Below are 13794 nucleotides of genomic sequence, written 5' to 3'. Positions count from 1 at the left end.
ATCACAACTTCTCTCGTGAAAATTCGCTGTTATGATGAGAGTTTTTCAAGGTTGCACAAGAGCACACTTTTCACTGATCCGATGAGTATTTTCAAGTGAAATAGTTCATAATAGAAGCTAAATGACAGTCAGGAGAGACTTAATGGCAACGGCACCAATTACTAAGAAACTTAAAAAAGCAAAAGGGCCGGCGAGTGGCGCAGCTGCAGCAGGACAAGTTCAATCATTAAGTCGTGGATTAACACTGTTGGAATATATTTCCGAATCAACAGGGGGAATCGCCCTCACTGACCTTGCGATGCAAGCTGGCTTACCCAACTCAACAACACATCGCCTATTAATGACGTTGGAACAGCATGGATTTGTTCGGCAAACTGGCGATTTAGGCCTATGGGTTATTGCTTCCCATGCTTTTATCATTGGTAGTAGCTTCTTAGAGAGTCGTAATTTGTTAGCTCTCGTTCACCCGATACTGCGCCGCTTAATGGATGAATCTGGGGAAACCGTCAATTTAGCTATCCTAGACCATACAGAGTACGATGCCGTCATTGTTGACCAAGTGCAATGCAATGCGCTAATGAGAATGTCAGCACCGATCGGTGGAAAACTGCCATTACACGCTTCGGGTGCAGGCAAAGCGTTCATTGCTAATTTAACAGAAGACAAACTGGTTCCACTTTTAAGCCGTAAAGGTTTACATGCTTATACGCCTTATACACTAACTAACCCATCCGCCTTAAAAGAGAATTTACAACAAGCTAAAAAGCAAGGTTTTTCTTATGATGATGAAGAGCATGCTTTAGGGTTACGTTGTATTGGAGCTTGTATTTATGATGAGCACAAAGAAGCGTTTGCAGCTATTTCTATTTCAGGCCCATTATCACGTATCACTGATGACCGTATTACTGAATTAGGCGCTATGGTTATCAAGGCCGCAAAAGAAATAAGCCATGAATATGGTGCAAACCGCTAACTCAATAGTAAAGAGTGAAATACAAAGCAACCTGTATTTCACTTTAGCTTAATCTCACAAAGTTTTTTACTGCCCTCTAATCACCTTGTTGGTTTGTTGATACATTAGGCAACTGCGAGGTCTTTTCAAATAACTTAAATTTTTGCATATCACGGTACTTTTCAATAAGTGCCAACGCGATAGCCTCTGTTTCAGCATCCGCTTGTCCTTCAATATCTCTCGGCCGGAAATGCAGTTGGAAAGCACGTAATGTTTCTTTCGTCTGTGAATCTAACTGACCTGATAGAGGAATTGTTGAATAGCCGTAAAAATGAAGGGCTTTTTGAATGCGTAACACGTTTGCAGGCTCATTGGCATTACGCCCCGCCAGAAATTTAGTCACGGTTTTAGGATCTGGCCAAGCCCCTATACCATGTTGAGCAAGACGCTGCCATGGAAATGCCTTGCCTGGATCTTGCTTGCGCAGTGGTGCGATATCACTGTGACCAATAATATTTTCTGGAGGAATGTTATAACGCTGCATAATATCTTGGAGGAGAGGGATCAACGCAACAATTTGTGCTTCATTATAAGGAGCCCAATATCGTTTTCCTTTTACATCTTTTTGTAATCCAGCATTGACGATTTCAATCCCAATAGAAGTATCATTCAAACCATTATGGTGTAACCAATAACTTTCACCTGCATGCCATGATTTTAACGACTCAGGAACGAGTTGTAATACAACAGGCCGGCCATTTTTAGTTTCAGGTACACTTGGAATGAGATAGTGAGAACTCACTTGACCTTGTGTTAGTGTGGCTATAGAACGCACATCATCAGAAACGGTGTAGTGAATAATGACATATTGAATACGTTGACTACTATTTTTTGATGGATAACGGTTATCGAGATAGTACCCCTTGTTCGAGGCCGAACAGCCTAATAGTAAAAAGGCAAATAATATCCCTATATATTTGAACATCGAACCATAACCTTACTCTATTGTTGATTAAGCTTTATTTAAGCATTCTGTAGTCATCAATACTATCAACTTTCATACATTAACGACAAAATGATGCTTATTATTCATAAGAATATAGTCAAAACGGTGAAATAACTGTTCAAATACATAGTGTTAACACCTTCTTAGTTCATATTAGAAACAAAAAGTTTTCATTATTCTGTAGAAAGTTCCTCTTGCATTAAAAAGTAGGAAATATCACAAAAACAGAAGCAAGTACTAGAAAAATTATCATTATGAGTTCCAACAAATTCATCGACCATTAAAATAAAGATAAATTGATTATTTTTATTTCTAGAAGCTGATTTTAAATTATTTTCAATTTTAAGTAGTTATCATAAAAATGATTTTCCATCGACTATGCTAAATTAATCGTTTAGTTCTCTGTAACGTATAAGTTATAAAATATTTTCTTATACTAGCGATTTCTAAAAAGAATAAGGTAATTCATAAAATTTTATAAAGAGAAATAAAAAATAACCTTACTTAAATTACTGCTAGCTCATTTTTTCATACTCAACCTGCTTAGCAATTATTTTAGTAACTTCATTAATATCAATATCTAAAAAAATGACAATTTCAATTAGTTTATCTAAGCTCAATTTATTAATACCTAATTCATACCGTGATACCTGCTGTTGACTCAAATGAATAATTGAGCCTAACTCATTTCCTGACAATCCCTTACTCACTCTAGCCTTACGTAAATGATTACCTAATAATGCATAAACATTTTTCTTTTTAGCTATATGCATAACCATCTCCTAAATTTAAATAAGAAAAATAATTTAGCTAGTATTATTCATTATAAAATTAACCATAACTATTTAAAATAGTTACGAGTAATCAAAAAGCACAAGATTGATAGGCAAACATCATTTTTATATACAAAAGAAAAAGAACTAAGTAATATTTATAAAGTAATCTATTGCTTTATAACAGTTTTTTCATTTTTTTTAATAAAATTATATTCCTATATGTTTATTTTTACCAAATCGATAATTTAATATATTTTTACATTTTAAATGTTATTAGTAATAATTAGTAACTAATAAAAATAATTATATGTTTTTTATTATTAAATAATTTCCACTTTATATGTTAAATTTATACATACATAAAAACTGGATTTACTCATTTTTTATATCAAAAAAATAGATTAATAATTTATTTTATTATTAATAAATTCAAAAAATCAGGCTAATAATCTGATTTAGGTCTAAAAATAACAATCCCAGCCTTCCCTTTTAAATAATTATTCAGTTCAATATCAATGACCTGAAAATTTCTACGCAATGAGGACGCATTTCTAAATATTGTTTTCTTCCCTTTACGTATTACAACCCCAACATGGCTCACATCTAACCCATTATTTCCTGAATAAATACCAATGTAATCCCCCGTTTTTAATCTTAATAATAAATCATCATCCACATACTTAGCTGGAATATAGTTAATTGACCTATTCTTGATGGGTAATCCCGATATATATCTCTGATCATGATATTTTAAATTAAGTTGTTTATTTACCTTAACAGCATGTGAACTTATTTCACTGGTAATATCTGCCACAATAGCTTCAGGTTCTTGCGCCCAATCAGAAAAAAAATGCCGACGATGTTTAAAGGTGATATTTTGGTTGATATACCTAATATTGGTTAAATTTAACACAAACTGTTCATAGTTTTTCGAACGCTTAAAAGCCTCGATGTACTCTATGAATGTCATACAGTCCATCTCTTTCAAATTAATCACTAATTCTTCGGCTAAGAGTGGGCTCATATTCAATGTTTGTTTATTATAAGGTGTGGCTAAAAAGTATTGAGTCAATGCATCAATTTTTTCTGCCTGTGAGGCATTGTGTAATTGCATTTCAGTTTGCTTATTAAAAACTTCAGTTAAAATGTTATATGACCCGGAAGCTAAAACAACCTCAGCCTTAACAAAATTTGCCAACAACAATATAAATGCAGCTGTAGCTAGCCTTAACATTCTGCCACTCTTCTCATTAATACAGCCTAACCTTCGACAATTATCTAATTGAATCTTGATGATAAAATAACCAAAAAAGCCACTATAGCATGCTTATTTGCCTATTTCCTACCCTATCCATACCATATTACAAATTTGATTCAGATCACAGATAGCTTCGAATATTCATTTTCTATATTGCAACGCCTTCGCTTTCATTGAACAATGTTACCGGTAACATTGATGCTATAGTACTAGAGTAAATAACGATAGGCACAACCCAAATTGACTTGCAGTTTGATTCATCTTTTTACTGCACTATGGAGCAATTATCATGAGCGTGACCACCTCTAAAGAGACAAATCCTTCGGTGATCAATAAAGAACTTGATCGCATCACTCAACGTATCATCTCTCGTTCAGTGAAGACTCGAGCTGCTTACCTCAAAAAAATAGAGCAGGCTCGTAGTATGACCGTCCATCGAGCATCACTCGCTTGTGGTAACCTTGCCCATGGCTTTGCAGCATGCCAAAGTGAAGAAAAACAAATTCTTAAAAGCATGACTCGCTCTGATATTGCTATCATCAACTCCTACAATGATATGCTTTCAGCGCATCGCCCCTATGACAAGTACCCAGAACAACTCAAAAAAGCATTATTAGAAGCAGGCTCAATTGGCCAAGTCGCTGCAGGTGTTCCCGCAATGTGCGATGGTGTAACACAAGGTCAAGATGGGATGGAGCTATCGATGCTAAGTCGAGATGTCATTGCAATGTCAACTGCCATTGGCTTATCCCATAATATGTTTGATGGTGCGCTCTATTTAGGTATTTGCGACAAAATTGTTCCAGGTTTAATGCTTGGCGCACTTTCATTTGGCCACCTTCCTGCGATATTTGTCCCAGCAGGCCCAATGGCAACAGGCTTACCAAATAAAGAAAAGGTTCGCATTCGCCAGCTGTATGCTGAAGGCAAAGTTGATAGACTCGCCTTATTAGAAGCGGAAGCTGCGTCTTATCATGGTATCGGCACTTGTACTTTTTATGGTACTGCCAACTCAAATCAAATGATGATGGAAGTGATGGGATTACATCTCCCCGGCGCATCATTTGTACCACCTGATTCTCCACTACGAGATGCATTAACAGAAGCTGCCGCACGACAAATTACACGTTTAACTGAACAATCAGGTCAGTACTTACCTATCGGTCAACTGGTTAACGAAAAAGTGATTGTCAACGGCATCGTCGCATTACTTGCAACAGGCGGCTCAACTAACTTGACCATGCATCTTGTGGCTATAGCTAGAGCTGCTGGGATCATTATCAATTGGGATGATTTCTCCGATATTTCTGCCATTGTTCCACTTATTTGCCGTATCTATCCTAATGGCCAAGCGGATATCAACCAATTCCAAGCCGCAGGTGGCGTCGCTTTGCTTATCCACCAGCTATTGCAAAAAGGTTTATTGCATAATGATGTTCATACCGTCTCAGGATTTGGGCTGGCACGTTATACTATGGAACCATGGCTAAATAATGGTCAAATAGAATGGCGAGAAGGCCCTAAAACCTCATTCAATCCTGAAGTTATTGCTGAAATAGACCGTCCTTTCTCACCTCATGGCGGTACAAAATTACTCTCAGGGAATTTAGGACGCGCTGTGATGAAAACATCAGCAGTTCCTGAAGAAAATCAAATCATTGAAGCTCCAGCAGTCGTATTTAACAACCAAAATGAGATCGCAGCACACTTTGAAGCTGGCGAACTCAATAAAGATTGTATCATCGTTGTCCGCTTCCAAGGACCATCTGCAAATGGTATGCCTGAGCTTCATAAGCTAATGCCACCTCTTGGTGTCCTTATGGATAAAGGCTACAAGGTCGCGCTAGTCACTGATGGTCGCTTATCCGGTGCATCCGGCAAAGTACCATCCGCAATTCATGTCACACCTGAAGCTTACAATTGCGGACTATTAGCAAAAGTAAAAAATGGCGATATTATTAGGGTAAATGCATTGACTGGGGAATTACAATTACTGGTTGATGAAGAAGAACTCAATAAGCGCCAACCCTTTGAAGCTGATTTAACTGCTGAACATAGTGGGTGTGGAAGGGAACTTTTCGGTGCGTTAAGAAGACACTTATCAGGTGCCGAAGAAGGCGCTTGTAGCATTGATTTTTAATCTATTTTCATTGAATAGGAATAGAAAATGAATAATTGGAAAATAACCGCTGAAAGCGTATTAAAACAAGGCCCTGTCGTCCCTGTTATTATTATAAAAAAATTAGAACAAGCGGTTCCTCTTGCAAAAGCACTAGTCAAAGGTGGCATTAAAGTTTTAGAAGTCACTTTACGTACTGAATGTGCTATTGATGCTATTCGCCTCATTGCCAAAGAAGTACCTGAGGCGATTATTGGCGCGGGTACTGTTATCAATGCAAAACAACTCGCTGAAGTCACTGAAGCGGGAGCACAATTTGCAATTAGCCCCGGCTTAACGGATGAATTACTCAATGCCGCTACCAAAGGAAATATTCCTTTAATCCCTGGTATTTCAACTGTTTCTGAGCTTATGCTTGGTATGCAATATGGCTTAAAAGAGTTTAAATTTTTCCCAGCGGAAGCCAACGGTGGCGTTAAGGCGCTAAAAGCTATTGCCGGCCCTTTCTCACAAGTCAAATTTTGCCCAACGGGTGGAATATCACTCGCTAATTACCTTAGTTATTTAGAGCTAGATAGTGTTCTGTGCATTGGCGGCTCTTGGTTAGTTCCTGAAGAGGCTTTGAATTCAGGTAATTACGAAAAAATCACCCAACTTGCACAAGAGGCTGTACAAGGCGCAAAAAAATAATGACACGAAAAACGACTCAGTCCCTTGCTGGGTCGTTTTTAACTGCCTTTAATGAATACTATTATAATTATACAACCTCATTGAAGTTATGACAAAAACGTAATTCTTCACGGTAGGCATAAACATCTTCTACGTGCCCCGCTAAAATCCTATTTTGTAACTTTTGCCAATAATCTGCTGAAAATAAATCTGCGTGATATTGTTGCAAGTAATGACGAATTTTCTCATTTTGGCAAATAAAAGAAGCAAACTCTTCGGGGAAAACATCTTGCTCCCCAATGCTATACCATGGCTCACCAGATAACTCTTGCTCAGGGTATAATGGCTCCGGAATTTTACGAAAATTCACTTCAGTCATATAACAGATTTCATCATAATCGTAAAAAACAACACGCCCATGCCGCGTTACCCCAAAGTTTTTAAATAACATATCTCCAGGAAAAATATTTGCAGCCGCTAATTGCTTAATCGCCCAGCCATATTCATTTAATGCATTATGCAATTGTGTATCAGAGGCATTATCCATATAAATATTCAATGGGATCATCTTTCTTTCCATATACAGATGACGAATCAATATGTTATCACCTAAATCTTCAATTTGAGATGGAGCCTCTTTCAATAACTCCGCCATTAATTCATCACTGATGGAGGATTTACTAATCACAAAATTTTCAAATTCTTGGGTATCCGCCATACGGCCAACTCTATCGTGCTCTTTAACCAAACGATAGCATTCTAAGACCCGTTCTCGTGTTACCTGTTTTTGTGGTGCAAATCGGTCCTTAATAATTTTAAAAACCCGATCGAAAGAAGGCGATGTAAAAACCAGCATCACCATTCCTTTCACACCTGGTGCAACCGTAAATTGCTCTCGTGAAAAATTAATATAGGCGAGATACTCTCTGTAGTACTCTGTTTTTCCATGCTTTTGACAACCAATTGCCATATATAATTCAGCAATTGACTTACTGGGTAAGATCTCCCTCAACCAAAAAACCAGTGCTGCAGGAAAAGGAGCATACACCATAAAATAGGAACGAGCGAAACCAAACACAATACTGGCTTCATCAAACTCGGTTAAACACGTATCAATATAAATGTGCTGACAATCATCATGATGAATAGGAAGTAAGAATGGATAGACCTCATCATTAATATAAATTTTACCAATCAGCCAAGCTGCCTTATTACGATAAAATAGCTCATTTGCGATATGAAAGCTGACTTTCTGGCTTTCAATATCGGAAAATTTTGTTTTTAATACATTGATAATACAATGAATATCTAAATTTAAATTCCGCCATTTTAACCTTAGCGGTAACCCACTTAATATAGTAAACAATAACTCATCTAAATTATTATTAACAAAGTATTCGCGAGCTAGAGGCCTAGGAGCAATAGAAAAGCGTCTCGCAGGCTGAGACGTAAAAATAAATAAATTATCTTGTGTCAGCTCCCGATGCTGAAATAACCGACAGTAAACAGAATTAAAAAAGCTTTCCGCTATTTCAAACCTTGGGTAATCCGGTAATAAGGTTTTATAAATATTTTTTATCTGTGCCAGTTTATCTGGTGTTAAAGATTGAACTAACCCCATAAACTGTAGCTGAGCGACAACTAAGCCAACATGGTGGTCATACAGTTGAATTCGTCTTTTCATCGCATGCTGAATTGCATGCCAATCTGCTTGTTCAAACCGTTCTTGTGCACCTGAGGTTATTTCAAGAAAACGACCATATTGAGCATCAAACCCTTGTAAAATGGTCTGCGCTATTATCTGTTCTGTCGTCAATATCATAACCACTCCTATTAGAATACAGACTCATTTTGAATAAAAAACAGGCACTAAACGTGCCTGAAAAATTAACAGATATAGCTAACCAACAAAGACACCAGAAACACCGATCAAAAGGAAAATAATCTAACTAGAATTGCTCTTCTTCAGTCGACCCAGTTAAAGCCGTCACTGATGAAGCACCACCTTGAATAACGGTTGTTACTTTATCAAAATAACCTGTTCCCACCTCTTGTTGATGCGAAGAGAAGGTGTAGCCCTTATTCATTGCGGCAAATTCACATTCTTGAACTTTTTCAACATAATGCTTCATGCCTTCACCTTGTGCATAGGAGTGGGCTAAATCAAACATGTTGAACCACATACTGTGAATACCTGCTAGCGTAATAAATTGGAAGCGATAGCCCATTGCTGAAAGTTCATCTTGGAAACGCGCGATCGTGCTGTCATCTAAATTCTTTTTCCAATTAAATGATGGAGAGCAGTTATAAGCTAATAATTTACCAGGAAATTTAGCATGAATAGCCTCAGCGAACTGCCTTGCTGCTTCAAGGTCAGGTTTTGACGTTTCACACCAAACAAGATCTGCATATGGTGCATAAGCTAGCCCGCGGCTAATCGCTTGCTCAATTCCTGCTTTGGTACGGAAAAAACCTTCAGAGGTGCGTTCTCCAGTAACAAAAGCCGCATCATAAGCATCGCAGTCTGATGTTAGAAGATCGGCGGCATCGGCATCAGTCCTAGCAATCAAAATAGTTGGTACACCTGAAACATCCGCCGCTAAACGAGCAGCTACCAGTTTCTGAATCGCTTCTTGAGTAGGTACAAGGACTTTCCCGCCCATATGACCACACTTCTTAACCGCGGCTAATTGGTCTTCGAAATGGACAGCCGCAGCCCCTGCCTCTATCATATTTTTCATAAGTTCGAAGGCATTTAATACGCCACCAAACCCAGCTTCCGCATCCGCGATAATAGGTAAAAAATAATCAATATACTCTTTGTTGTCAGGGCCAATACCATTCGCCCACTGAATTTGGTCTGCACGACGGAAAGTATTATTAATTTTCTTAACGACCGATGGTACTGAATCAACAGGGTAAAGTGATTGGTCTGGATACATACTTGATGAAGTATTTGCATCCGCGGCTACCTGCCAACCTGACAAATAAATAGCTTCAATACCGGCTTTCGCTTGTTGTAACGCTTGCCCACCGGTTAAAGCTCCCAGTGCATTTACATAACCTTTCTTTGAACCACCATGTAATTGCTCCCAAAAGCGTTCTGCACCTTTGCGTGCTAAAGAGTGTTCGATATTCACAGAACCACGTAATTTCACTACTTCTTCCGCAGTATATGGGCGAGTAATACCTTTCCAACGTGGTTTTTTCCATTCACTTTCTAATTGGGCAATTTGTTCTAAGCGCGATGTAGTCATGATCCACTTCCTTTATAAGAATATGTAGGGTTTATCGAATTTTCTATTTACTATGCTTAATCTAATAATTGGTATCCGGGGATAGTTAGGAATTCTATAAGTTCATCCTGCGTTGTAATGCGCCTCATTAATTCCGCAGCCTCACGAAAGCGGCCGCTTTGAAAGCGCTTATCACCAAGTTCTTTTTGGATAACCTGTAACTCTTCATCCAGCATTTCTTCAAATAATGCCTTAGTGACTTTTTCACCGGTAGACAATGTTTTACCGTGGCGGATCCATTGCCAAATTGAAGTACGTGAAATTTCTGCTGTCGCAGCATCTTCCATCAAACCATAGATAGGTACACAGCCATTCCCTGAAATCCATGATTCAATATATTGCACTGCAACACGAATGTTAGCCCGCATCCCCGCCTCGGTTCGTTCGCCCTCACAAGGCTCTAATAGCTGGTCAGCCGTAATTTCTTCATCGAAATCACGAGATACATGTAGCTGGTTTTGGTGCCGACCAAGTGCTTGATCAAACACATTCATAACGGTATCCGCTAAGCCCGGATGTGCAACCCAAGAGCCATCGTGCCCATTTTTCGCTTCTAATTCTTTGTCCGCTTTTACTTTCGCTAAAATAGTTTCATTTTCTTGAGGATCTTTGCTCGGTATAAAAGCAGACATTCCTCCCATCGCAAATGCGCCACGGCGATGGCACGTTTTAATTAATAAGCGCGAATAAGCACTTAAAAATGATTGTGTCATTGTGACAACTTGGCGGTCAGGTAATACTCGGTCTGCATGCTCTTTCAGTGTTTTGATATAACTGAATATGTAGTCCCAGCGCCCACAATTCAGCCCCACGATGTGGTGACGCATGTGATACAAGATTTCATCCATTTGGAACACTGCGGGTAATGTTTCAATCAGCACGGTGGCTTTAATCGTTCCCCGAGGTATACCCACTAGATCCTCTGCCATACTAAAGACATCGCTCCACCATTTAGCTTCTTGCCAAGACTCAAGTTTTGGGATGTAAAAATAAGGGCCACTTCCTTTTTCTAATAACGCTTGGTAGTTATTAAAAAAGTAAATTGCGAAATCAAATAGCCCACCAGGAATCGGTTTATCTCCTGATAAAACGTGTTTTTCATCTAAATGAAGACCACGAACACGCGCAATCAAAACAGCAGGGTTTGATTTTAATTGGTAGACTTTTCCATTTTCATTGGTATAAGAAATGTCACCGCGAACTGCATCCCTTAAATTGACTTGTCCATCGATCAATTTTTCCCATGAAGGTGAGAGGGAATCTTCAAAATCTGCCATAAATACTTTTACATTGGCATTCAAAGCATTAATAACCATTTTACGTTCAACCGGCCCCGTAATTTCGACACGGCGATCTTGTAAATCCTCAGGAATACCTTGTATTTTCCAATCTGATTTTTTTATGGAATCAAATTCCGAAATAAAATCAGGTAAAGAACCTGCATCTATCTTTTGCTGTCTGAGCACTCTATCTTTTAATAGCTTTTCTCTATGAGGAAGAAACTCTTCAACCAATCTAGAAAGAAATGCAATAGAATCAATATTTAACACTTGATCATCAAGCTGTTTAATATTCTTTGTGAATGTTAATTCCGATATAGATAATTGCTGCTCCATCGACCAAACCCTCATTCATCGTTGACTATGAATTAAGCATAAGATCAAAATATAAATAAATCAAAAACGATTTCCATTTTATTTAAATAGAACTTTATTGTATTGATAAATATGATTTTTTAATAAACTTATAAATTGATTATCCATTCCTTTAACTAGATTAAAATGTTAAATAGTCGTTAAATCAACTAATTATAGAAAACTGTATTTTTAAAATTTTTCTTTGGAAACAAAAAAAGCAGCTAAAAATAGCTGCTTTCAGACTAACTGTGGCTCAACTTTTTACTATATAAGCTTGATTTAAACTGGTATAACCAGTTAAAAGGCTTATTTTATTGTAATTCTTAAATTTATATTTCTTTTTTTAATCTAACGTTGGTTCCATATTCGTAAGATCAAAAGGTGTGATCTGGTACACATAATAATTCAGCCAATTTGAGAACAACAAGTGCCCATGACTACGCCAACTTACAATCGGAGGGTTGCTGGGATCATCATTTTTGAAATAATTGCATGGGATCTGAGGAGAAATACCAGCATCTAGATCACGCCAATATTCTTGTGCAAGAGTATCTCCATCATATTCAGGATGGCCTGTCACAAATGCTAAGCGTTTGTCTTTTGACCCAAACAAATAAGCACCAGCCTCCTGTGAGCTCGCTAAAATTTCCAAGTCAGTATGCTGTCGGATAAGATCTTCAGGAAAATCAGCGTATCGAGAGTGAGGCGCATAAAATGAGCCATCAAACCCTCTAGTTAATAAAGCGTACGGCTCTAACGTATCATGCTGATAAATACCTGATAATTTTTCTTCTCTTGTCCATTTTGGTAAGTCATACAATACCTTTAAAGCCGCTTGTACAGCCCAACACACAAAAAGGGTTGATGTCACATGTTGCTTCGCCCAAGCTATCACTTTTTCTATTTGCTGCCAGTATAATACGTCATTAAACTCAACTAGGCCTAACGGAGCTCCCGTTACAATTAACCCATCAAAATTTTGATCCTGTATCTCTTCAAAATCACAATAAAAAGTATTCAAGTGCTTTGTTGGAGTATTTTTTGATTCTCGTTGATCAATTCGTAATAGTTGAATATCAACCTGTAATGGTGTGTTTGACAATAAACGGAGAAACTGATTTTCAGTTTCTATTTTTTTTGGCATCAAATTGAGTATTAATACTTTCAAGGGACGGATCTCCTGATGACTTGCTCTTGTTGTTGTCATAACAAAAACATTTTCTTCTCTCAAGAAATTAACTGCCGGTAATTCATCTGGTAAACGAATAGGCATCATTCATCCCCTTTTATCTGTTTATACGTTTAGACTTCTAGAATGCTAAATAATCTAACCAATGTTTTTCATCTTGTCGAGCGTTTCAAGGTTAAATGAAATAATTTCAAGCACTGTAACTTATAGCTTATTTCTAATGATTATATACAACCATTAATCTTTTTATTTTCAATATATTGTATTAGTGACTACTATTTTTATTTACCATAAGCTATTTAAATTTTTCGATAAATTATATCTAAGATACCGTTATTTGATTAGCCTATCAGGTTAGCTTCTATACCACCGACCAAGTTATGGTGATGATTTAATTTCCATTACAAATATGAAATCGGAGTTGTTACTCACTACTTTTGCTCAAGCAATCCAATTCATCGTGGCAATAGGAAAACATCAAAATCATCATATCCATTTGATTTAATTTAAAAATCCCCACCACATCAACAATATGTGAGCTGTTACTCACTACTTTGTATCTCTAATTAGCATTCACCCTCTAAATACATTGAAGATACAATTTAATTTTTCCCAACTACAACTACACTTCTTATTTCTCCATCGCTTTATATCTAGGTTCTTTATCACCCCATACTCCTTTTCTAACCAAATAGAGGTGAGCTGTTACTCACTACTTTGCCTCAATTAATTCCATTCATTTCGGTGATAAGTAAATCACTAACCCACGATATCCATGGGTTTTACTAAAACTCCGCTCCCCACCAAACAACTTGTGAGCTGTTACTCACTACTTTGTATCGTGGTGGTTATATTCATGATTAATGGCCCTGCGAATAGGGATGAAATTGAT

At 37.4% G+C, this 13794-nt stretch carries 10 protein-coding genes; 3 read left to right on the top strand and 7 right to left on the bottom strand.

Annotated elements, in window-relative coordinates:
* Positions 1 to 142: 142 nt before the first annotated feature.
* A complete protein-coding gene (iclR, locus tag PR767_RS10880) occupies positions 143 to 973 on the top strand; it encodes a glyoxylate bypass operon transcriptional repressor IclR (RefSeq protein WP_004915246.1) in 831 nt (276 codons plus the stop codon).
* A gap of 76 nt (positions 974 to 1049) precedes the next feature.
* On the opposite strand, the gene PR767_RS10875 is transcribed toward iclR, so the two are convergent.
* From PR767_RS10875 to PR767_RS10865, 3 genes are all read right to left on the bottom strand, one after another.
* Positions 1050 to 1937, bottom strand: coding sequence for an N-acetylmuramoyl-L-alanine amidase (locus PR767_RS10875; protein ID WP_115166465.1), 888 nt, complete (start codon positions 1935 to 1937; stop codon positions 1050 to 1052).
* Positions 1938 to 2473: 536 nt separating this feature from the next.
* On the bottom strand, positions 2474 to 2731 hold the full coding sequence (locus PR767_RS10870; protein ID WP_004915254.1) for a helix-turn-helix domain-containing protein: 258 nt from the start codon (positions 2729 to 2731) through the stop codon (positions 2474 to 2476).
* Between the two features lie 445 nt (positions 2732 to 3176).
* Positions 3177 to 3968: an N-acetylmuramoyl-L-alanine amidase-like domain-containing protein gene (locus PR767_RS10865; protein WP_004915257.1), complete on the bottom strand. Its 792-nt coding sequence runs from the start codon at positions 3966 to 3968 to the stop codon at positions 3177 to 3179.
* Between the two features lie 313 nt (positions 3969 to 4281).
* On the opposite strand from PR767_RS10865, the gene edd reads away from it, so the two are divergent.
* Entirely contained in the window at positions 4282 to 6132 is a 1851-nt protein-coding gene (gene edd, locus PR767_RS10860; RefSeq protein WP_272520318.1) for a phosphogluconate dehydratase, read from the top strand.
* 27 nt (positions 6133 to 6159) lie between these two features.
* On the top strand, positions 6160 to 6801 hold the full coding sequence (locus PR767_RS10855; protein ID WP_272520317.1) for a bifunctional 4-hydroxy-2-oxoglutarate aldolase/2-dehydro-3-deoxy-phosphogluconate aldolase: 642 nt from the start codon (positions 6160 to 6162) through the stop codon (positions 6799 to 6801).
* 67 nt (positions 6802 to 6868) lie between these two features.
* Here PR767_RS10855 and aceK read toward each other — a convergent pair whose 3' ends face one another.
* The 4 genes from aceK to metA form a co-directional block, all read right to left on the bottom strand.
* Positions 6869 to 8602: a bifunctional isocitrate dehydrogenase kinase/phosphatase gene (gene aceK / locus PR767_RS10850; protein ID WP_272520316.1), complete on the bottom strand. Its 1734-nt coding sequence runs from the start codon at positions 8600 to 8602 to the stop codon at positions 6869 to 6871.
* Positions 8603 to 8729: 127 nt separating this feature from the next.
* Positions 8730 to 10037 (bottom strand): isocitrate lyase, encoded by a 1308-nt coding sequence (gene aceA / locus PR767_RS10845; RefSeq protein WP_115166462.1) that lies wholly within the window; start codon positions 10035 to 10037, stop codon positions 8730 to 8732.
* A 56-nt stretch (positions 10038 to 10093) separates the two neighbouring features.
* Positions 10094 to 11692: a malate synthase A gene (gene aceB / locus PR767_RS10840; protein ID WP_272520315.1), complete on the bottom strand. Its 1599-nt coding sequence runs from the start codon at positions 11690 to 11692 to the stop codon at positions 10094 to 10096.
* Positions 11693 to 12056: 364 nt separating this feature from the next.
* The gene (gene metA / locus PR767_RS10835; protein ID WP_272520370.1) at positions 12057 to 12986 is read right to left on the bottom strand and encodes a homoserine O-acetyltransferase MetA; all 930 of its coding nucleotides are present in this window, start codon (positions 12984 to 12986) and stop codon (positions 12057 to 12059) included.
* Positions 12987 to 13794 lie beyond the last annotated feature (808 nt).

This window comes from Providencia sp. PROV223, from assembly GCF_028479245.1.
GTDB classification, from domain to species: domain Bacteria; phylum Pseudomonadota; class Gammaproteobacteria; order Enterobacterales; family Enterobacteriaceae; genus Providencia; species Providencia rettgeri.
The sequence above is the reverse complement of the archived record's forward strand: the minus strand, read 5'-3'. Positions and strand labels throughout refer to the sequence as shown.

Excerpts from the sequence above, each read along its gene's own strand:
- iclR (WP_004915246.1), top strand. The coding sequence starts at position 143 with ATGGCAACGGCACCAATTACTAAGAAACTTAAAAAAGCAAAAGGGCCG.
- PR767_RS10875 (WP_115166465.1), bottom strand. The coding sequence starts at position 1,937 with ATGTTCAAATATATAGGGATATTATTTGCCTTTTTACTATTAGGCTGT.
- PR767_RS10870 (WP_004915254.1), bottom strand. The coding sequence starts at position 2,731 with ATGCATATAGCTAAAAAGAAAAATGTTTATGCATTATTAGGTAATCAT.
- PR767_RS10865 (WP_004915257.1), bottom strand. The coding sequence starts at position 3,968 with ATGTTAAGGCTAGCTACAGCTGCATTTATATTGTTGTTGGCAAATTTT.
- edd (WP_272520318.1), top strand. The coding sequence starts at position 4,282 with ATGAGCGTGACCACCTCTAAAGAGACAAATCCTTCGGTGATCAATAAA.
- PR767_RS10855 (WP_272520317.1), top strand. The coding sequence starts at position 6,160 with ATGAATAATTGGAAAATAACCGCTGAAAGCGTATTAAAACAAGGCCCT.
- aceK (WP_272520316.1), bottom strand. The coding sequence starts at position 8,602 with ATGATATTGACGACAGAACAGATAATAGCGCAGACCATTTTACAAGGG.
- aceA (WP_115166462.1), bottom strand. The coding sequence starts at position 10,037 with ATGACTACATCGCGCTTAGAACAAATTGCCCAATTAGAAAGTGAATGG.
- aceB (WP_272520315.1), bottom strand. The coding sequence starts at position 11,692 with ATGGAGCAGCAATTATCTATATCGGAATTAACATTCACAAAGAATATT.
- metA (WP_272520370.1), bottom strand. The coding sequence starts at position 12,986 with ATGCCTATTCGTTTACCAGATGAATTACCGGCAGTTAATTTCTTGAGA.